Source organism: Pseudonocardia sediminis (assembly GCF_004217185.1).
In the GTDB taxonomy this organism is placed as follows: Bacteria; Actinomycetota; Actinomycetes; order Mycobacteriales; family Pseudonocardiaceae; genus Pseudonocardia; species Pseudonocardia sediminis.
The window spans coordinates 5,272,783-5,292,339 of record NZ_SHKL01000001.1 but is presented as its reverse complement, the minus strand read 5'-3'; the positions used below and the strand labels follow the sequence as shown (position 1 = coordinate 5,292,339).

General features: G+C 73.1%; 21 protein-coding genes and 1 tRNA gene. 10 read left to right on the top strand and 12 right to left on the bottom strand.

The features are described from left to right. Window positions 1-29: 29 nt before the first annotated feature. A complete protein-coding gene (locus tag EV383_RS24755; RefSeq protein WP_130292149.1) occupies window positions 30-2,072 on the bottom strand; it encodes an NAD(+) synthase in 2,043 nt (680 codons plus the stop codon). Between the two features lie 188 nt (window positions 2,073-2,260). Between EV383_RS24755 and EV383_RS24750 the strand changes: the two genes are divergently transcribed. Further along, entirely contained in the window at window positions 2,261-2,674 is a 414-nt protein-coding gene (locus EV383_RS24750; protein WP_130292148.1) for a DUF2795 domain-containing protein, read from the top strand. A 27-nt stretch (window positions 2,675-2,701) separates the two neighbouring features. Here EV383_RS24750 and EV383_RS32425 read toward each other — a convergent pair whose 3' ends face one another. After that, window positions 2,702-2,983, bottom strand: coding sequence for a hypothetical protein (locus EV383_RS32425; RefSeq protein ID WP_242623294.1), 282 nt, complete (start codon window positions 2,981-2,983; stop codon window positions 2,702-2,704). Window positions 2,984-3,034: 51 nt separating this feature from the next. Next, window positions 3,035-3,316, bottom strand: a complete 282-nt coding sequence (locus EV383_RS32420) for a hypothetical protein (RefSeq protein ID WP_242623293.1) — start codon at window positions 3,314-3,316, stop codon at window positions 3,035-3,037. A 51-nt stretch (window positions 3,317-3,367) separates the two neighbouring features. On the opposite strand from EV383_RS32420, the gene EV383_RS24740 reads away from it, so the two are divergent. Continuing rightward, window positions 3,368-3,772 carry a nucleotide triphosphate diphosphatase NUDT15 gene (locus EV383_RS24740; RefSeq protein WP_130292147.1) on the top strand — a complete coding sequence of 135 codons (405 nt, stop codon included), beginning with the start codon at window positions 3,368-3,370 and terminating at the stop codon, window positions 3,770-3,772. A gap of 3 nt (window positions 3,773-3,775) precedes the next feature. On the opposite strand, the gene EV383_RS24735 is transcribed toward EV383_RS24740, so the two are convergent. The 3 genes from EV383_RS24735 to EV383_RS24725 all read right to left on the bottom strand — a co-directional run bounded on the left by EV383_RS24735 (window position 3,776) and on the right by EV383_RS24725 (window position 7,753). Beyond that, the gene (locus EV383_RS24735) at window positions 3,776-5,032 is read right to left on the bottom strand and encodes an alpha/beta hydrolase (RefSeq protein ID WP_242623292.1); all 1,257 of its coding nucleotides are present in this window, start codon (window positions 5,030-5,032) and stop codon (window positions 3,776-3,778) included. After that, complete coding sequence (locus EV383_RS24730; RefSeq protein WP_130294973.1) at window positions 5,029-6,753, bottom strand: GNAT family N-acetyltransferase; 1,725 nt, start codon at window positions 6,751-6,753, stop codon at window positions 5,029-5,031. Before EV383_RS24730 ends, EV383_RS24735 begins: the two co-directional genes overlap by 4 nt. A gap of 85 nt (window positions 6,754-6,838) precedes the next feature. Next, window positions 6,839-7,753, bottom strand: a complete 915-nt coding sequence (locus EV383_RS24725; RefSeq protein WP_165438495.1) for a hypothetical protein — start codon at window positions 7,751-7,753, stop codon at window positions 6,839-6,841. A gap of 363 nt (window positions 7,754-8,116) precedes the next feature. On the opposite strand from EV383_RS24725, the gene EV383_RS24715 reads away from it, so the two are divergent. From EV383_RS24715 to EV383_RS24700, 4 genes are all read left to right on the top strand, one after another. Then, a complete protein-coding gene (locus EV383_RS24715) occupies window positions 8,117-8,914 on the top strand; it encodes a DUF2382 domain-containing protein (protein ID WP_130292144.1) in 798 nt (265 codons plus the stop codon). A 160-nt stretch (window positions 8,915-9,074) separates the two neighbouring features. Further along, the gene (locus tag EV383_RS24710) at window positions 9,075-9,845 is read left to right on the top strand and encodes a pirin family protein (protein ID WP_130292143.1); all 771 of its coding nucleotides are present in this window, start codon (window positions 9,075-9,077) and stop codon (window positions 9,843-9,845) included. 47 nt (window positions 9,846-9,892) lie between these two features. Beyond that, a complete protein-coding gene (locus tag EV383_RS24705) occupies window positions 9,893-10,411 on the top strand; it encodes a VOC family protein (RefSeq protein ID WP_130292142.1) in 519 nt (172 codons plus the stop codon). 69 nt (window positions 10,412-10,480) lie between these two features. Next, window positions 10,481-10,897, top strand: a complete 417-nt coding sequence (locus EV383_RS24700; protein WP_130292141.1) for a hypothetical protein — start codon at window positions 10,481-10,483, stop codon at window positions 10,895-10,897. Here EV383_RS24700 and EV383_RS24695 read toward each other — a convergent pair. Continuing rightward, complete coding sequence (locus EV383_RS24695) at window positions 10,882-11,172, bottom strand: DUF1540 domain-containing protein (protein WP_130292140.1); 291 nt, start codon at window positions 11,170-11,172, stop codon at window positions 10,882-10,884. The genes EV383_RS24700 and EV383_RS24695 overlap by 16 nt on opposite strands. A 185-nt stretch (window positions 11,173-11,357) precedes the next feature. Here EV383_RS24695 and EV383_RS24690 point away from each other — a divergent pair, with 185 nt between their 5' ends. Continuing rightward, the gene (locus EV383_RS24690) at window positions 11,358-12,008 is read left to right on the top strand and encodes a class I SAM-dependent DNA methyltransferase (RefSeq protein WP_130292139.1); all 651 of its coding nucleotides are present in this window, start codon (window positions 11,358-11,360) and stop codon (window positions 12,006-12,008) included. A 79-nt stretch (window positions 12,009-12,087) separates the two neighbouring features. Here EV383_RS24690 and EV383_RS24685 read toward each other — a convergent pair whose 3' ends face one another. The 5 genes from EV383_RS24685 to EV383_RS24665 form a co-directional block, all read right to left on the bottom strand. Beyond that, window positions 12,088-12,483, bottom strand: coding sequence for a type II toxin-antitoxin system VapC family toxin (locus EV383_RS24685; RefSeq protein WP_130292138.1), 396 nt, complete (start codon window positions 12,481-12,483; stop codon window positions 12,088-12,090). Next, the gene (locus EV383_RS24680) at window positions 12,480-12,677 is read right to left on the bottom strand and encodes a hypothetical protein (RefSeq protein ID WP_130292137.1); all 198 of its coding nucleotides are present in this window, start codon (window positions 12,675-12,677) and stop codon (window positions 12,480-12,482) included. Before EV383_RS24680 ends, EV383_RS24685 begins: the two co-directional genes overlap by 4 nt. 195 nt (window positions 12,678-12,872) lie before the next feature. Further along, window positions 12,873-12,944: transfer RNA gene (locus tag EV383_RS24675), tRNA-Arg, on the bottom strand. 81 nt (window positions 12,945-13,025) lie between these two features. Continuing rightward, on the bottom strand, window positions 13,026-13,721 hold the full coding sequence (locus tag EV383_RS24670; protein WP_165438494.1) for a DUF305 domain-containing protein: 696 nt from the start codon (window positions 13,719-13,721) through the stop codon (window positions 13,026-13,028). A gap of 79 nt (window positions 13,722-13,800) precedes the next feature. Next, window positions 13,801-14,580: a DUF3105 domain-containing protein gene (locus tag EV383_RS24665; RefSeq protein ID WP_130292136.1), complete on the bottom strand. Its 780-nt coding sequence runs from the start codon at window positions 14,578-14,580 to the stop codon at window positions 13,801-13,803. Between the two features lie 131 nt (window positions 14,581-14,711). Here EV383_RS24665 and argS point away from each other — a divergent pair, with 131 nt between their 5' ends. The 3 genes from argS to EV383_RS24650 all read left to right on the top strand — a co-directional run bounded on the left by argS (window position 14,712) and on the right by EV383_RS24650 (window position 19,446). Continuing rightward, window positions 14,712-16,361 (top strand): arginine--tRNA ligase, encoded by a 1,650-nt coding sequence (gene argS, locus EV383_RS24660; protein ID WP_130292135.1) that lies wholly within the window; start codon window positions 14,712-14,714, stop codon window positions 16,359-16,361. Window positions 16,362-16,395: 34 nt separating this feature from the next. Then, entirely contained in the window at window positions 16,396-17,970 is a 1,575-nt protein-coding gene (lysA, locus tag EV383_RS24655; protein ID WP_130292134.1) for a diaminopimelate decarboxylase, read from the top strand. Between the two features lie 108 nt (window positions 17,971-18,078). Then, complete coding sequence (locus EV383_RS24650) at window positions 18,079-19,446, top strand: homoserine dehydrogenase (protein WP_423213662.1); 1,368 nt, start codon at window positions 18,079-18,081, stop codon at window positions 19,444-19,446. Window positions 19,447-19,557: the final 111 nt, after the last annotated feature.

Genomic DNA, 19,557 nt, shown 5'->3' with positions numbered 1-19,557 from the left:
ACTGTCGCGTATCGCAACCGAAACACTGATCACTCCTCCGGCACCTCACGACGGATCTCCTCCAGCCAGATCCGGGCCGACATGTCCGACGGCGCACGCCAGTCCCCGCGCGGCGAGAGGGCACCCGTCGGGGAGACCTTCGGGCCGTTCGGCAGGGCCGAGCGCTTGAACTGGCTGAACGAGAAGAACCGCTGCGCGAACACCTCGAGCCATCGGCGGATCTCGGCGGGGGAGTACTCCGGGCGACGGTCGTCCGGGAACCCCGGCGGCCACTGCCCGGCGGAGGCGTCGGACCAGGCGTGCCCGGCCAGGAACGCGATCTTCGAGGGCCGGAAGCCGTAGCGGAGCACGTGGTGCAGCGTGAAGTCCTGCAGCGCGTACGGGCCGACCTTGGCCTCGCTCGACTGCACCTCCTCACCCTCGGCCGTGGGCACCAGCTCGGGGGTGATCTCGGTGTCGAGCACCGACTGCAGGACGGCGCTGACGTCGTCGTCGAACTGCTCGGAGCTGATCACCCAGCGGATCAGGTGCTGGATCAGCGTCTTCGGCACCCCGCCGTTGACGTTGTAGTGCGACATCTGGTCGCCGACGCCGTAGGTGGACCACCCCAGCGCCAGCTCGGAGAGGTCGCCGGTGCCGAGCACGATCCCGTTCCGCTGGTTGGCCAGCCGGAACAGGTAGTCGGTGCGCAGACCGGCCTGCACGTTCTCGAACGTCACGTCGTAGACGGCCTCGCCGCGGGAGAACGGGTGGTCCATCTCGGCCAGCATGGTGCGCGCCGTCGGCGTGATGTCGATCGTCTCGATCGTGACGCCGAGGGCCTCGGACAGCGCGATCGCGTTGTTCTTCGTGTGCTCGCCGGTCGCGAACCCGGGCAGGGTGAACGCCAGGATGTCGCTGCGCGGACGGTCCTCGCGGTCCATCGCCCGGGCCGCGACGATCAGCGCGTGCGTGGAGTCCAGGCCGCCGGACACCCCGATCACGACCTTCGGCTGCCCGATCGCGCGCAGCCGCTGCTCCAGCCCGGACACCTGGATCGAGTAGGCCTCGTAGCAGTCCTGCTCCAGGCGCTCGGGGTCCGCGGGCACGAACGGGAAGCGCTCGACGGACCGCTTCAGGCCGATGTCGCGGTCCGGTGGGTCGAGCGTGAACGCGATCGTCCGGAACCCGTCGACGCGGTCGGCGTGGGTGCGCCGGTTGTCGTCGAACGTGCCCATCCGGCGGCGCTCGGCGGCGATCAGGTCCAGGTCGACGTCGGCGACGGCCCGCTGCGCGCCCTTCGGGAACCGGTCGGACTCGGCGAGGCGCTCGCCGTTCTCGTAGATCATCGTCTGGCCGTCCCAGGCGACGTCGGTCGTCGACTCGCCCTCGCCGGCCGCGGCGTAGACGTAGGCGGCCAGGCAGCGCGACGACGCCGAGCGGCACAGCAGCCGTCGCTGGTCGGCCCGCCCGACCGTGATCGGGCTGCCGGAGACGTTGGCCAGCACGGTCGCCCCGGCCAGCGCGGCCTCCGCACTCGGCGGGACCGGCACCCAGAAGTCCTCGCAGACCTCGGCGTGCAGCACGAACCCCGGCAGGTCGGTGGCACTGAACAACAGGTCGGGGCCGAACGGGTGATCGTCGCCACCGATCCGGATCGTGCCCCGCTGGTCGTCGCCCGGGGCGACCTGGCGGCGCTCGTAGAACTCCCGGTACGTCGGCAGGTACGACTTCGGCGCGACCCCGAGGATCCGTCCACGGTGGATCACGACGGCCCCGTTGTAGATCCGGTGACGGTGCCGCAACGGGGCGCCGACGACGAGGACGGGCAGCAGGTCCGCGGTCGCGGCGGCCAGAGCGACGAGGTGCTGCTCGACGACGTCGAGCAGCGTGTCCTGCATCAGGACGTCCTCGATGGAGTAACCGGACAGCGTCAGCTCGGGGAACACGACCAGGCCGACGCCGTCGTCGTGGCACTCCCGCGCCGTCGTCAGCACCGCGTCGGCGTTCGCGGCCGGGTCGGCCATCGTGGTGCGGATCGTCGCGGCGGCGACGCGCAGGAAGTGGTGCCGGTAGGCGGAGCGGAACGTCATCGGGGAGCTCTCCGGTGTGGCGGGTGCGGTGGTCCGCAGTCTGCCGCAACAACGTCGAGGCCCACGTGCGAGCCGAGGCGACACCCCGTCGCCACGATCGATGGGTGTGACAAGGATTACCCGTCCGGGAAAATGGGAAAGAAGGTGACGTGCGGACCTCGTCCGCCCCTGCCGAGAGGAACCCCCCGATGTCTACCCGTCCCGCACCCGGTCCCCGTGCGAGCGATGTGCGCCCCGCTCCGTCCCCCGCCGTCGACCCGCTCGCGGTCGCGCTGCATCAGCGTCTCGCGGGGGTCCTCGCCGGGCTCACGTTCCCGGCGCCGCGCTGGCAGGTCGTCACCGAGGCCGAGTGGTACGGCTGCGACATGGTGACCCGGTCGATGCTCGACCGGCTCCCGGACCGTACCTACGTCTCGCTGCCCGACCTGGTCGCGGTGCTCGCGGGCGTGCTGAACAGCCGTCCGGCCGCCTCGCCGCCGGCGGTGGCGCAGCGTCCCCCGCGCCTTCCGTCCCCGGTGCGCGCGGCCGTCCCGTCGTCGGGTGCTCCGGTCGCGCGACCCGTCGCCCGGCCCGCCCCCGGTCTCCGGAGCCCCGCCGCCTGACCCGCCGGGTCGCCCGGCCGGGCCGGGTCAGGTGCCCGCGGCCCGCAGGTCGGCGTTCTCCTTCTCCAGGACGGCGATCCGGTCGCGCAGCCGGGCGACCGCCGGGGCGAACTCCTCGACGGTGTAGCGCGGGGCGATGTGCTGCGGGCAGTTCCACGTCGCGGCCTCGACCCGGATCGCGACGATCCGCTCCACCCGCCCGTCGGTACGCGGCTCCCACAGCTCGGCCGCGAGGTCCGGGGCCGCGTCCGGGTCGATCTCGCGGGCGTGGCCGAGGACCTTGAGCCGGGTCGTGCGGGCGTAGTCCATGAAGAACAGCGCGACCCGGTCGTCGTCGCGCAGGTTGCCGGTCGTGACGTACTACCGGTTGCCGCGCACGTCGGCGAACGCGATCGTCGCGCCGTCGTCGACGACGTGTGCGAAGCCCGCCGGACCGCCCCGGAACTGCACGTACGGCCAGCCCGAGGAGCCGACGCTGGCCAGGTAGAAGCCGTCGCGGGCGGTGACGAACGCGGCCTCGTCGGGGCCCAGCCGCTCCGGTCCCGCGCCGTCGAGCATCCGGCCGACGGCGCGGTCGCTGCCCTCTTCACGCTGGACCTCGCGGACCGACGGGGTGAAGGCGACCTCGGCGAATCGGCTCATGACCCGAAAGTAGGCCGGTCCGGCCGGGGTGCGCACCTACGATCTGCTCCCATGCCGGAGGTGCGGGTCGGGGTCGCGGCCGTCGTCGAGGATGCGGGGCGGTGGCTGGTGCTGCGCCGTGTCGGAGCGCACGGCGCCGGGACGTGGGGCCTGCCCGGCGGGCACCAGGAGTTCGGCGAGTCCCCGGAGACGACGGCGGTGCGCGAGACCGCCGAGGAGACCGGGCTGACGGTCACCGCAACGGCCCGGCTGGGGTTCACCGACGACCCGATGCCCGAGGCCGGACGCCACTACGTGACGCTGTTCCTCGCCTGCACCGTCACCGCCGGGACGGCGACGATCCTCGAGCCGGACAAGGCCGCCGGCCTGGCCTGGCTCACCCCCGGCGAGCTCCGCGCCCGCGACGACCTGTTCGCGCCCCTGCGCCGTTTCCTCGACGAGCACCCCGGCGGCTGATCGTCAGGGGCCCGGTGCCGCGGTCGGCAACGCGCGGGCCGGCACCGGCGGGGCGGGGACGACCTCGGCGCCGGCCGCCGTCGGGGCGTCCGTTCCGTGCGGCGGGGGCAGGTGCCGGCCCAGCCAGTCCACGATCACGGGCAGCTGCGCGCGGACCGCGTTCTGGTTGTGCCCGCCGCCGGGGAAGACCATCGGCTCGACCGTCACCGGTGCCGTCGCCGCGGCCGTGACCCGCTCCAGGGCGGCGCGCTCGTCGGTCTCGTCGTCGCCGGCGGTGACCAGGATCGCCAGCGGGGCCGGGTGCCCGCGCAGCGCGACGACGACGTCGTTCGCCGCGGCGAGGTCGGCCCGCCCGCCCAACAGGTTGCCGGTCACCACGTCGGACGGGGTCCGGTCGTAGCCACTCTGGCTGACGGCCACGCCGTAGAGGTCGGGGTGGCGCAGCGCCAGGTTCATCGCGCAGTAGCCGCCCGAGGACCACCCGGACAGCGCCCAGGCGTCGCGGTCGGTGCGGACCCGCAGCGTCGCGCGCACCCAGTCCGCGACGTCGGTGCTCAGGTAGGTGTCGTCGGCGACGCCGTGCTCGGCGTCCACGCACTCCTCGTCGTGGCCGAAGCGGGGCTCGCCGTTGATGTCCGGGATCACCACGACCGCCGGCGGCATCCGGTGCGTCGCGATCGCGGCGTCGACCAGATCGGGCACCCCGAACAGTGACGCCACCTCGCGCGGCTCGCCGGGGAACCCGGACAGCCACTCGACGACGGGGTAGTGCAGGTCGGCGTTGTCCGGGTCGGTGTACCCGGCGGGCAGGTAGACGTCGGCGTCGCGGGTGATCCCCGACCGCCCGCCGTGCAGGAGCAGGTGCACCGTGGAGCCGTGCCCGTCCGCGGAGCGGGCGGCGATCAGCGGCAGCGCCGCCGCCAGCCCGGTGCCGTCCGGCCCGATGTCGGCGACGGTGCCCTCGCCGGGGTTGGGCGAGGACCCGAGCAGCGAGCCCAGCGTCGGGTAGAAGCCGCCGAGCAGGTTCGCGCCCGCCCCGCACGCCGCGACGACCGCCGCCGTCGCGACCAGCGCGGTCACCGACCGCCCGATGGCGGGACGGCGGCGCCAGGACCCCCAGCTCCACCCGAGCACCAGCACCGCGACGACGGCGACCCCGGCCAGCACCGCGACCACCGCACCGCTGTCGAGCCGGACCGTCGAGGCGTGGAACCCGAGCAGGCCGTCGCCGTTCGGGTCGACGAACGGGATCGGCGTCACCGGCGCAGGAAGCGCAGGAGCAGCGGCGGGCGTCCCCCGAAGCCCTCGGCCTCCAGCACCACGAACAGGATCCGCGGCAGGTCGCGCACCGCCGGGAACATGACGTAACGCGGCGACCACTCGGGCCGGAACTTCGCGTTGAAGCGGTACAGCGAGTCGATCTGCCACCAGCGCGACGCGAAGTGCAGCAGCCGCGCCCAGAACCGGGCCACCGGACCGGCCCCGATCCGCTCGCCGCGCTCCAGCGCGGAACGGAACACCGCGAAGTTCAGCGACACCCGCTTCACCCCCAGGCCCGGCGCGGCCGCCATCAGCTCGGCGATCAGCAGCTCGTTGACGCCGTTGTCGGCGTCGGCGGGGCGCACCATCAGGTCCAGTGACAGCCCGTCCGGGCCCCACGGGACGAGCTGCAGCAACCCGCACGGCTCGCCGTCGCGTTCGGCGGTGACCAGCACGGCCTCCGGGTCGGCGGGGTCGGCGACACGCGACAGGGCCATCGAGTAGCCACGCTCGATGGGCTCCTCGGCGGACCGGGCATCCCCACCGTCGCCGGTGCCTCGCCAGCGGTGTGCGCGCTCGGCGACCTCGGACCGCTCCGCCTCGTCGAGGTCGGACAGGCGGCGCACGACGGCGGTGTGCCCGGCCCGCTGCATCCGGTTGACGGCCTGGCGTACGCCGCGCATCGGGCGTCCGTCCAGGGAGAACGTGGCGGCGTCGAGCACCGCCTCGTCGCCCAGCTCCAGCGCGTCCAGCCCGGCCTTGGCCCACGCCGTCGCACCGCGTTCGGAGCACCCGAGGACGGCCGGGGACCAGGCGTTCTGCACGCACTCCTCGAGAAACGCCTCGATCGCGCCGGGCCAGGCGCCGACGTCGCCGACGGGGTCGCCGGAGGCGAGCGCCACCCCGGCCATGACGCGGTAGGACACCGCGGACTTGCCGCCGGGGGAGAAGACGGCGCCCTTGTCACGGCGCAGCGCGAAGTAGCCCAGCGAGTCGCCCTCGCGGCGCGCCAGCAGCGCGCGCAACCGCTCCTCGTCCTCGGCCGCGAGGCTGGGGCGCGGCTCGGGGGAGCGCAGGAGGTGGTAGCCGGCGACGACGATCGCGACCACACCGAACGTCAGGCCGATCGTGGCCGTCAGGTCGTCGAGCCACTCGGCGCGGAACGCGATCGGGCCGGACACCCCGACCAGTGACAGAGCGGCCTGCGCGGCCTCCTGCCCCCACCCGGGCCGGCCCTCGAGACGACGGTGGTTGAGCGCCAGCAGCACCCAGACCAGCACGAACCCCGCCAGCGCGAACTCCAGGAGCGAGCGCACCGACCGCCCGAGCCCGCCGGGGTCCTGCCGGGCGACGAAGTAGCGCCGGGTCAGGTACAGGGCCACCAGCAGTGCGACGGTGGCGATCGTGGCGACGAGCCCGCGCCGCTCGTCGACCATGTGCAGCACGTTGACCACGGTCAGCACCACGGTCGTCGCGACAGCCAGCCACCACGCCCGCTGCTTGCGCCGGCGCAGCCCGGTGGCCAGCAGCAGCACCGCGACGCCGGCGACGAGCGTGAGCACCGTGCCCGCCAGGCCGACCGCGGGCGGCAGGCCGAGCGAGCTGCGCAGCTCCCCGCCGAACATCCGTCGCGGCGCCGGGAAGACGGCCGTGGCGATCGTGAACAGCGCGACGAGCCGGGCGAACCAGACGACGGCACGCACGGTGGCCGCATCGGACAGCCGCCGGCGGCGGGCCTCCGGATCCGGGACGACCGTCGCGGCACGCCGCGCGGGCGGCTGCTCCTCCGGCTCGGTCCCCGTCGTCTCAGGCCGGTTCACGACGGCCTCCTCCTTCGCCGGTCACGACCGGGCCCGCGAGGTGCGAGCCCAGCCACTGCAGTTGGTCGTCGAGCACGGCACCGGCGCCGGTCCCGGCCGGGACGATCTCGGTGCCGACCGGCGCCGACGGTGTCGACGCGCCGCCGATCCGCCGCGCGGCGCCCACGTCGTCGGGGCGGTCGGCGAGCGCTGTCGCCAGGATCTGCGACGGGCGGGGGTCGTGCGGGAGCTCCCGGCACGCCCGTCCGGTCGCTGCCGCGTAGTCGGAGGGTGCGCGCAGCGCCACGTCGACCGGGCAGCGACCGTCGGACACCGGGCCGACGACGGCCCAGGCCTCCCGGTCCGGTCGCAGGCGCAGCAGGGATCCGGCCACGGCGCGCAGTCCGCGGACCCGGCCGCCCGGGGCCGCGAGCACCACGACGGGCGGCATCCGGTCCCCGTCGACCGCCGCGTCGAGGCGGTCCGGCAGCGGTGAGGCCGACAGCGGGCCGCCGGTCCACACGACGGTGGGGAACAGCGCCTGCGCCAGGGTGGGGTCGGAGTAGGCGGCGGGCAGGTAGGCCTCGACGTCACCCAGCCCGTGTCCGGGGTGCAGCGTGGTCAGCCGTCCGCGTCCGGTCCGGACCGGGACCCGCGCCACCGGCACGACCCCGCCCGGCGGGGTCGCCGACAGCGAGCCGAGCGTCGGGTAGAAGCCGCCGGCCCGGTTCACCAGCACGCCGCCGGTGGCGACCACGGCCGCGACGGCCACCAGCAGCGACACCGCGCGCGCGGGCCCCGGGTGCGACCACCGGTTCCAGCCCCCGGCCAGCACCACCACCGCGAGCATCGCGACGGCCACGACACAGACGACGACGACCGTCGACTCCAACGGGATCGTGGCCGCATCGACGCCCAGCACGCGACAACGATGCCATGACCCGGCGGGGCCACCGAGCGCGGGCGGAATTGGCACGCTTTCAGTGGAACGCCCCTCTCGTGCCCGTCTCGACCAAGATCGTCCCCGTTCCGGAGGGGCGGACACCTGCCCGGGGACGGGGTCCCGCAAACTCGACGATGAGCGGTCGCACGGTCCGGTCCGGTCGTCACCCCGGGTTGTCCGGAAGCACCCCTTCGGGTCCCGTAAGAGGCACTGACCTCCCTCGATGGGCTTGTGCGGCAAGGATTCGGTGTATCAACCGGCGCCGCTGCCGACCCTGGTTGTGTCAGCGATCACGAGCACGGCGATCGCACACACCGCACCAGCACGGAGGCTGAAACCGAAATGATCACCGAGAAGATGACCCGCGAGATCATCGGCCGTCAGGCGTACGACGCCCAGGGCGAGAAGGTCGGCAAGATCGGCCAGGTCTACCTCGACGAGCGCAGCGGCACCCCGACGTGGGCCACGGTGAACACCGGCCTGTTCGGCATGAAGGAGAGCTTCGTGCCGCTCGACGGCGCCGACGTCAAGGGCGGCGACGTCGCGCTGGGCGTACAGAAGGCGGCCGTGAAGGACGCCCCGCACGTCGGCCAGACCTCGGAGCACCTCTCCGGTCGCGAGGAGGACGAGCTGCGTCGCCACTACAACGTCTCCGGCGACCACGCCGCGACCGGCCACGGCGACGCCACCGGCCGGACGGCCGCCGGCGACGTCCGCGACCGGGACCGTGCCACCGACCGGGCCACCGACCGTGACGACAAGGGCTCAATGACCCGTCACGAGGAGCGCCTGCGCGTCGGCACCGAGACCGAGGAGACCGGCAAGGTCCGCCTGCGCAAGTACGTCGTGACCGAGGACCAGCAGGTCACCGTGCCGGTCAGCCACGAGGAGGTGCGGCTCGAGCGCGAGCCCGTCGCCGACGGCACCCCGGCCCGTGGCGCGACGATCGGCGAGGACACCCACGAGGTGACCCTGCACGCCGAGCGCCCGGTCGTCGACAAGACCACCGAGGCCGTGGAGAAGGTCCGCCTCGACACCCGCACCGTGACCGAGGACCACACCGTCTCGGACAAGGTCCGCAAGGAGCAGGTCGAGATCGACGACCCGAACCACCGGGTCTCGGGCCGCGACAAGCACTGATCGACCTCGATCGCACCGGCCGGACCTCCGGCCCCCACGCCGCCGGGCACGCATCGCGTGCCCGGCGGCGGGCGTCTGTACGGGCCCTCCCGGTCCGGGGAATAGTGGAGAGCGCCACGAGGTCGTTGCATCTGCAACTACGCGCCGGGAGGATCCACCCATGACCGAGACGACGCTCGCCCCCCGGGTCGACGTCCGCCGTGCCGCCGACCGTTTCGCGACGGCGATCCCCTGGCTGTACTCGCACCACTCGTTCTCCTTCGGCGGGCACTACGACCCGGGCAACACCCACCACGGCCTGCTGATGGTCAACAACGACGACGTCGTGACGGCCGGGCAGGGCTTCGACACCCACCCGCACCGCGACATGGAGATCGTCACCTGGGTGCTGCAGGGCTCACTGGTGCACCAGGACTCCACCGGTCACTCCGGCGTCATCTACCCCGGGCTGGCCCAGAGGATGAGCGCCGGCACGGGGATCCTGCACTCGGAGAAGAACGACTCCTGGCGCCTGCAGGGCGGTGACGCCCACAGCGAGCCCGTGCACTTCGTGCAGATGTGGGTCCTGCCCGACTCCGCCGGTGTCACCCCCGGCTACGAGCAGCGCGAGATCGACGCCGAGCTGCTCTCCGGCGCGCTGGTGCCGGTCGCGTCCGGGATGGAGCGCCACGACGGCGACACCGCGATCCGGATCGCCAACCGTCACGCCGCGCTGCACGCCGCGCGCCTGCAGCCGGGACAGCACGTCGAGCTGCCGGACGCGCCGTTCCTGCACCTGTTCGTCCCGCGGGGTGAGGTGGTGCTGGAGGGTGCCGGGCCGCTGGGCACGGGCGACGCCGTCCGGTTCACCGCCACCGGGGGGCAGAAGGTGACCGCGACGCAGGCCTCCGAGATCCTGGTCTGGGAGATGCACGCGACGATCGGCGGCTGAGGCCTCGCCCACCCCTCCCGAACGCCCCTCGAACGAAGGAGAGACCCATGTCCGACAAGGCGTCGTTGATCACCGAGGACGAGCGCAAGGACCTGAGCGAGTCGCGGGACCGGATCCGCGACGAGTTCCTGTTCTCCCACGACCACCGCCCGGCGAGCACCGGGCGGGGCATCCACCACACTGCTCTGATCTGCGCCGACGTCGCCACGACCGTCGAGTGGTACCAGAACGTGGCCGGCTTCCCGGTGACGGTGCTGTTCGAGAACCGCGACCTGGCGGGGTCGACGCACTTCTTCTTCGACGTCGGCAACGGCAACTGCCTGGCCTTCTTCGACCTGCCCGGCGTGAAGCCCGCGCCGTACGCGGAGGTCCTCGGCGGGCTGCACCACGTCGCGATCTCGGTGCCGGAGAAGCAGTGGCACGAGATCAAGGGCCGGCTCGACGAGCGGGGCATCGAGTACTTCGTGCACTCCGGATCCTCGATCTACACCCAGGATCCCGACGGCGCCCGGATCGAGTTCATCTCCGACCCGCTCGGCGAGATGTACGGCGAGCCGACGACCTGAGTGTCACAACACCTTCACTGCACCGTTCCCGGCGGTTAGGCTGGCCTGGGTAACGGTGAGGGAGGGCTCATGTCGCTACGTCTGCCGACCGACAGCATCACGGTGCTGCTCGGCCCGTCCGTGCCACGGCGCCGGCTGATGAATCGCCTCGACGACGCGACCGGGCGCTGCGGGTCCGGCCACGACGCCGCCGTCGTGCGGCTGCGCGCGCGGGAGGCCGACCCGGTGGGCGACCGGCTCGCCGCCGTCGCCGCGGCCCGGGGCGGGGACACCGCGATGGTCCTCGTCGACCGCCTCACCGACGGTCTCGACGCGCACGACCGCGGCACGGTGCTGGCCGCTCTGCGCGACCTCGCCACCGGCGGGGTCGCCGTCCTGGTGGACGACATCGACCCGGTGGCGGCCCTCGCCGTCGCCGACCGCGCGCTGCGGGTCGACCGGAACGGCGAGGTCGCCTGGGAGGAGCTGCTCTACCTGGCCTCGTAGGTGAGGCAGTCGGCGGCGTCGGCGCCCTTGCCGATGTTCACCGACGACGCGGTGCACTCGAGCTTCTCGTTGAACCGGCACTCGGAACGGTGGCAGGCGCCGACCAGGGCGTTGCCGCCCGAGCCGCCGCGGAACGAGATCTCGACGAACGTTCCGCAGTGTGCGTGGTCACCGGAGATCGTGATCGCCCCCGCGCCGCAGCTGGAGTCTTCGTTGTACGAGCACTGGGTGGCGGAGCACTGCTGAACCTGGGGCATGTCCTGGGCGGTGGTCATGCGCGTCAGGTTGTCGTGATCGCGCGGCCGTCACCAGCAAACAGAGGCTCCCCTGACCGGCGGTGGGGGCAGGCTGAATCGGTCCGTGCGCTGCACGGACGCTGGGCCAAACGCGCCGTCGTGGTGGTATGCGTCACGACGAGTCACCTCTGTTCGGGTGACGGCGCGGGGCTAGCGTCCTCGCCGTGGACGAACCCGGTTTCCTGCGCGCGACCCGGGAGTCCTACGACGCCCTCGCCGACGACTACGCCGAGCACTTCCGCGACGAGCTCGCTGGGAAGCCGCTGGACCGGGCCGTGCTGGGGCTGTTCGCCGAGCTCGTGCGCTCCACCGGCGACGGCCCGGTGCTCGACGTCGGCAGCGGCGCCGGGCACGTGACGGCGCACCTGCGACGGCTCGGCCTCGCCGTCTCCGGTGTCGACCTGTCCCCGGGGATGGTCGCCGCGGCCTCGGTGCGCTACCCGGAGGTCACCTTCGCCGCCGGCTCGATGACCGCCCTCGACGTCGCCGACCTCTCGCTCGCCGGGCTCGTCGCCTACTACTCGACGATCCACGTCCCCGACGACGACCTGCCCGGGGTGTTCACCGGGTTCCACCGTGCCCTGGCGCCCGGCGGGTACCTCCTGCTGACGTTCCAGGTCGGTGACGAGCCGAGCCGTCTGTCCGAGGCCCTCGGCCACGACATCGCCCTGGACTTCCACCGTCGCCGCCCCGACGACGTCGCGGCGCTGCTGACCACGGCCGGTCTCGACGTCCGGATCCGCACCGAACGCGCCGCGGACCGCGGGGAGAGGACGTCGCACGCCTACCTGGTGGCGCGGCGGCCCGCGGCGTGATCGACACGCATCGAAGCGACCGCACCCGGTTCGGCGCCCTGGAAGGGCCCGCGCCCCGTCCGACGACGGAGGGCATGGGTCAGAGGAGTTCGAGGCCTTCGTGTTCGGCGAAGTCGGCGAAATCCTTGCCGTTGAGTTTCGCGAGCGGGAGATCACGGGCGAGGCAGCACGCGGCGATCCAACTGTCGTTGATCGGACGTGGCCGCCCGCGGATCTGGGCGTGCGCCTGGACCTCGCCCCAGATCGTGGCGACCCTGGTGCTGTAGGGGAGGACGACGACTCCCGAGACGAAGCGGTCCAGCCCGGCGCGGCGCTGCGGTCCCCAGTTCCGGAGGAAGGTCCACTGGGTGAGTTCGCCGACGGTCACGAACGTGATGGCGAGTCGGCGTCCGGTGAGCGAACGGGCGAGCGAGGCGGGCACGCGGCCCTTCAACACCGCTGAGGCGACGTCGGTGTCCAGGACGAGCGGAGTCACTCCAGCCCGGCGCGCCGCGAGGCGTAGAGGTCGTCCAGGAAGTCCTGGTACTCCTCGTCCGACTCCCATAGACCCGGTTCGGCCAGGTCGGACAGGGAGTCGATCGGCTTCACCCCCTGCCTGAGAGCGAGATCGTCGAACGACAGGTCGTCGTCCGTCGGAGCGGGTTCGGGCTGGTCGGTGAGTGAGTTCATCGCGCACCTCCTGGAAGTCCGGACCATCGTGACACGGCCCCTGCTGCCGGATGGTGCGTTCCGGGGGAACCGCACCGGCGGGATCGCTCGAACGTGAACGGGTGGGCCGTTCTCATGCCCGACGCGACACGAGAACGGCCCTTCACCAGGTCGAGAAGGTGAAGGGCCGACTGCGTGATCGTGGCACCGGATCGGTGCCCCCGGCAGGATTCGAACCTGCGCTTTCGCCTCCGGAGGGCGACGCTCTATCCCCTGAGCTACGGGGGCCGTGCACCGTGAACTCTAACGCACCGGGCCGACGGGCCCGCGTGGGGCCTCGTCGACGATCATCCCGGCGACCGGGCCCGCCTACAGCGGCAGCGGCCGGGCCCCGCGGCGGGCCAGCTGCTGCTTCATCAGCTCGGCCTCGGAGGTCTGGGCGCTGAGGATCTGGGTGGCGAGGTTGCGCACCTCGACGGTCTCGGCGTGGTCGCGGCCGTACTCCAACATGCTCACGCCGCCCTCGTGGTGACGCAGCATGAGCTGCAGGAACACGACGTCGAGTGCGGGCTCGGGGGTCTGGCGCATCCGGCGCAGATCCGCGCTGGAGGCCATGCCGGGCATCGTCGCCACGGACATACCCGCGCCGTGTCCGTCGTGCGCGGCGTCGTCCATCCAGGCCATGTGCCCGCCGGTGCCGACCGCCGGCTGGTCCCAGAGGCCGAGCCAGCCCTGCATCCGCCCGACCTGCTGGTTCTGCGTCGTCTCGATGTCGAACGCGAGCTGGCGCAGCGCCGGGTCGGCGGTGCGGTCGCGTTCCCAGGACGCCATCTCGACGGCCTGACGGTGGTGCACCGACATGTCCTGGGCGAAGCCGACGTCGACCGACTCGGCGTCCGGTGACGCGGCACCCGGACCCGTCGCCCCGACGAGCAGCCCACCCAGCAGGGCGACGACGGCGAGCAGCACGACCACCGACCACCACGGCGCCCCCGACGGCCCCGGGCGCGGTGGCCCCGGGGTCGCGGTCGTCGCCGGTTCGCGTGTGTCGGTCTGCTCGCTCACGTCACCACTGTGCCTTCCGGCGGGGTTCCGCCGCGGCGTCCCGCGGGGCAGGCGCCGAGAGTCACGCCCGTGAGGACGGTCACTGCCCGGGGACGGCGCCGTCCTGCTGCGCACCCTGGGCGCCGGCGTCACGCTCACCGAAGACGGTCTGCCGGTTCACCGCGGACTGCGGCGGGGCCGGCACGAACGGCGGCGGGTTGTCCTGGTCGAACGCGCCCGGCCCGAGGGCGTCACAGCTCGCACCGACCTCGGGGTAGGTGAAGCGGTTGAGCCGCAGCGAGCGGATGAACTGGTCGATCCGCTCGTCGTCGGCCGAGGCCAGCTTGAGCTGGTGGCCCCAGGACTGCAGCGCGATCGGCTGGTCCAGACCGGGGTAGGGCGACATCACCGTGTAGGGCTGCCCGTCGACCTTCGCCGTCAGGGTGTCCAGCGCCGCACCGTTGATCCGGGCCGGGTCGTAGGCGATCCACACCGCGCCGTGCTCGAGCGAGTGCACGAGGTTCTCGCTGCGCACCGCGTTCGGGTAGACCACGCCACCGCAGGCGGCCCAGTAGCCGTCGTGCGTGCCGCCGAAGGGCGGGCTGTTGGTGTAGGCGACCTGCTGGTTCGGCAGGATGTGCTGCCCGGCCTCGTACTGCTGGGTGACGACACCGGGGATCGCGAGCGACGGGTCGCGGTTGTCGTCGCTGGGCACGAACGCGCGGTTCTCGTTGCGCTGGAGCAGCGGATAACCGATGAAGACCGCGGCCAGGACGACGACCAGGGCGATGCCGCCGATCATCAGCCAGGGGGTCTGGCGCTGGTTGACCGCGCTGACGTTCGGCTTGCGCTTGTTCTTGCTGGTCTTGCCGCTGGCCATCGGATCCCTCTGGTCGGCGCCGGCCCCCGTCGCGGACGACGCCGGGGGAGATGCGGGCGGGCGTCACGTGTGGCCGAGTCTACGAACGCCGGGGCGCATGCCGTTCAGCGCCACCTCCTAGAATCATCACGGTGAATCCCGACGTGCTCGCAGAACTGGTCCGTGACGTCGCCCGGGACGTGCTGACCGAGCGAGCGCTGGACCTCTCGGCGCTGCCGGACGACGTCGGCGTCGAGCGTCCTCGCAACCCCGAGCACGGCGACTACGCGACCAACGTCGCGCTCCGCACCGCGAAGAAGGCTGGCGTGCCGCCGCGTGACCTCGCGACCTGGCTGGCCGAGGCGCTCGCCGCCCGCGACGGCATCGCCGCCGCCGAGATCGCCGGCCCCGGCTTCATCAACCTGCGCCTGGCCGCGGACGCGCAGGGCGCCGTCGTCGGCGACGTGCTCGCGGCGGGCACCGCCTTCGGCACCGGCGACGAGCTCGCCGGCACGAAGCTCAACCTCGAGTTCGTCTCGGCCAACCCGACCGGGCCGGTGCACCTGGGCGGCACCCGGTGGGCCGCCGTCGGCGACGCGCTGGGCCGGGTCCTCGCCGCGCGGGGAGCCGACGTCACCCGCGAGTACTACGTCAACGACGCCGGGGCGCAGATCGACCACTTCGCGTCGTCGCTGATCGCCGCGGCGACCGGCGCACCGACGCCGGAGAACGGCTACGGCGGCGCCTACGTCGGCGAGATCGCCCAGCGTCTCGTGGACGCCGACCCCGGTGTGCTCGACCTGCCCGAGGCGCAGCGCCACCAGGCGTTCCGCGACCGGGGCGTGGCGCTGATGCTCGAGGAGATGCGCAGCTCGCTGCACGAGTTCGGCACCGACTTCGACGTGTGGTTCAGCGAGCTGTCGCTGCACGCCTCCGGCGCGGTGGAGGAGTCGGTCCAGCAGCTCAAGGACAGCGGCGCGCTCTACGAGAAGGACGGCGCGTGGTGGCTGCGCTCCACCGAGCAGGGCGACGACAAGGACCGCGTCGTCATCAAGAGCGACGGCACCCCGGCCTACATCGCCGGTGACATCGCCTACCTGCGCGACAAGCGCGCCCGCGGCTTCGACCGCTGCATCTACATGCTCGGCGCCGACCACCACGGCTACACCGTGCGGCTCAAGGCCGTCGCGGCCGCGTTCGGCGACGACCCGTCGGTGGTCGAGGTGCTGATCGGGCAGATGGTGAACCTGGTCCGCGGCGGCGAGCCGGTCCGGATGAGCAAGCGTGCGGGCACGATCGTCACGCTCGAGGACTTCGTGGAGGCCGTCGGCGTGGACGCCGCCCGGTACTCGCTGGTGCGCTCGTCGGTGGACTCGAGCCTGGACGTCGACCTGGACGTGATCAGTCGTCAGACCAGCGACAACCCGGTGTTCTACGTCCAGTACGCGCACGCCCGCCTGTCCTCGCTGGCCCGCAACGCGGCCGACCTCGGGCTCACCCCGGGCGACGCCTACGGCCTGCTCGAGCACCCGCGGGAGGGCGACCTGATCCGCACCCTCGGCGGGTTCCCGGACGTGGTCCGCTCGGCCGCCGAGCTCCGCGAACCGCACCGGGTCGCGCGGTACCTGGAGACGCTGGCCAGCGCGTACCACAAGTTCTACGACGCCTGCCGCGTGCTGCCGATGGGCGACGAGGAGATCTCCGACCTGCACCGGGCCCGCCTCGCGCTCTGCGTCGCGGCACGCCAGGTGCTCGCCAACGGTCTCGCCCTGATGGGCGTCAGCGCGCCGGAGCGGATGTGAGCACCGACATGATCGGTCCCGTGGAGGTGCAGTCATGAGGGCGCACCCCGCCGGCCCGATGCACGCCGGCATCTCGCAGCCGCCGGAGTCGGTCGGGCCGCTGCCGGCCGGGCCGGAGGACCTCGACCACCTCGCGCCCGCGGTGTGGCCGCGCAACGCCGGACGCGGCGACGACGGTGCGCTGCGTGTCGCGGGCGTCGACGTCCGTGACCTCGCGGAGCGCTACGGCACGCCGTTGTTCGTCCTCGACGAGGACGACTTCCGCTCCCGCGCCGCGGAGTTCGCGGCGGCGTTCGGGGCGTCGTCGGTGCACTACGCGGCGAAGGCGTTCCTGTGCACCGAGATCGCGCGCTGGGTGGAGCAGGAGGGCCTCTCGCTCGACGTGTGCTCCGGCGGCGAGCTGGCCGTGGCCCTGCGCGCGAACTTCCCGCCCGCCCGGATCGCGTTGCACGGCAACAACAAGTCCACCGACGAGCTCGTCGCCGCGGTCGAGAACGGCGTCGGACGGGTGGTGCTGGACTCCTTCCACGAGATCGCCCGCCTGGACGCGATCGCGCGCGAGCGCGGCGTCGTCTCGCCGGTGATGATCCGGGTGACGGTCGGCGTGGAGGCGCACACGCACGAGTTCATCGCCACCGCGCACGAGGACCAGAAGTTCGGCTTCTCGATCTCCGACGGCGACGGTGACTCCGACGCCGTGGAGGCCGCCCGCCGGGTGATCAAGTCCTCGAACCTGGAGCTGGTGGGCCTGCACAGCCACATCGGCAGCCAGATCTTCGACACCGAGGGCTTCGAGGTCGCCGCCCGCCGCGTCGTGCGGCTGCTGGCCCGGCTGCACGCCGAGCACGGCACCGAGAACCTGGGCGCGCTGCGCACGCTCGACCTCGGCGGCGGCGTCGGGATCGCCTACCGCCCGGACGAGACCCCGCTGTCGGTGCCGGACCTGGCCGAGGAGCTGCGCGGCATCGTCAAGCGCGAGTGCCACGCCGCCGAGCTGGACGTGCCGGAGATCGCCGTCGAGCCCGGCCGGGCGATCGCCGGGCCCGGCACCGTGACCGTCTACGAGGTGGGTACGACCAAGGACGTCCCGCTCGGCGGGTACGCCCGGCGCTACGTCAGCGTGGACGGCGGGATGAGCGACAACATCCGCACCGCGCTCTACGACGCCGCCTACGACGTCCGGCTCGTGTCGCGGGCGTCCGCGCTCGACAGCGCCCCGGCCACCGACGGCAGCGCGGCCGACGGCGGCCTGCCCGGCGGCACCCCGGTGCTCTCACGCGTCGTCGGCAAGCACTGCGAGTCCGGCGACATCGTCGTCCGCGACTGCTGGCTGCCCGCCGACCTCGCTCCCGGTGACCTCCTGGCGGTGGCCGCGACCGGCGCCTACTGCTACGCGATGGCCAGCTCCTACAACCGCCTCCCGCGCCCGGCCGTGGTGGCCGTGCGGGAGGGGCGGTCCCGGGTGCTGTTGCGCCGGGAGACACTGGAGGACCAGTTCCGCTTCGAGGTCTCCCCCGAGGAGAGCGCCGAGGTGCGGAACGGGGAGACCGCCGCTCCGGTGGCCTCGAACGGTCACGCACGCGAGACCGGGGCGTACGCCGGTCGGTGATGAGTCGTCGGCCACCCGCCGTCGCGGCGACGTGGTGCGACCAGGAATGATCGGCGCCCGGTCGGCGGTGTCGTCAGGGCGTGGGCAAGCACGGAACGAGGAGGCGTGGTGGGCAGGGGCGAGGGCGCAGCGGTCCGGGTCGCGTTGCTGGGATGCGGCACCGTCGGTACCGAGGTGGTCCGGCTGCTCACCGGCCAGGCCGCGGACCTGACCGCACGGATCGGCACGCCGGTCGAGCTGGTCGGGGTCGCCGTGCGGCGCCCGCACCGGCACCCGTGGCTGACCGAGAACTTCCCGGACCTGGTCACGACCGACGCCGCGGCGCTGGTCGCGCGGGACGACGTCGACGTCGTCGTCGAGGTGATCGGCGGCATCGAGCCGGTGCGCACGCTGCTGCTCGAGGCGCTCAAGGCCGGCAAGTCCGTCGTCACCGCGAACAAGGCGCTGCTGGCCGAGGACGGCCCCGCGCTGGCCGAGGCGGCCGATGCCTCCGGTGCCGACCTCTACTACGAGGCCGCGGTGGCCGGGGCGATCCCGCTGCTGCGCCCGCTGCGCGAGTCGCTCGCGGGGGACCGGATCACCCGCGTCGCCGGGATCGTGAACGGCACCTCGAACTTCATCCTCTCCGCGATGGCGAGCTCCGGCGCCTCCTACGGCGACGCGCTGGAGGAGGCGACCCGGCTTGGCTACGCCGAGGCCGACCCGAGCGCCGACGTCGACGGCTACGACGCCGCGTCCAAGGCCGCGATCCTGGCCACGCTGTCGTTCCACACCCGCGTCACCGCCTCCGACGTGCACCGCGAGGGCATGCGATCGGTCAGCGCCGCCGACATCGCCGCCGCACGCCTGCTCGGCTGCACGATCAAGCTGCTCGCCATCTGCGAGCGGGTCGAGTCGAACGGCGGCGAGGCCGTCTCGGCCCGGGTCTACCCGGCGATGATCCCCACCTCGCACCCGCTGGCCAGCGTCGACGGCGCGTTCAACGCCGTGTTCGTCGAGGCCGAGGCGGCCGGGCAGCTGATGTTCTACGGCCAGGGCGCGGGCGGGGCCCCGACGGCGAGCGCGGTGCTCGGCGACCTGGTCGCCGTCGCGCGCAACCACGTCGGGGGTGGCCGCGGACCCCGCGAGTCCGCCTACGCCGGGCTGCCGGTCCGCCCGGTCGGCGACGTGCCCACCCGCTACCACGTCGATCTCGAGGTGGCCGACCGCGAGGGTGTGCTGGCCGCGATCGCCGGCGAGTTCGCCCGCTCCGGCGTCAGCATCGCCGCGGTCCGCCAGACCGGCGGCGCGGCCGGTGACCGCGACGGCGACCCCGGGCAGGCCCGGCTCACCGTCGTCACGCACTCGGCGCCGGACGCCGCCCTGGCCGGCACCGTCGCCGCTCTGGCCGACCTCGACGTCGTGCTCGGGGTGGCCAGCGTGCTGCGGGTGGAGGGGCTCGGTCGCGCGGTCAGCGCGCTGGGCATGCCCGGATGACCGAGAACCATGCGATCCAGGAAGGCCCGTGGAGATGACCGGTAGCGCTGCCAGGACCGAGCAGCACGGCGTTCCGCGCCAGGAGATCCGGCCCGGCGCCGTCGCACCGCC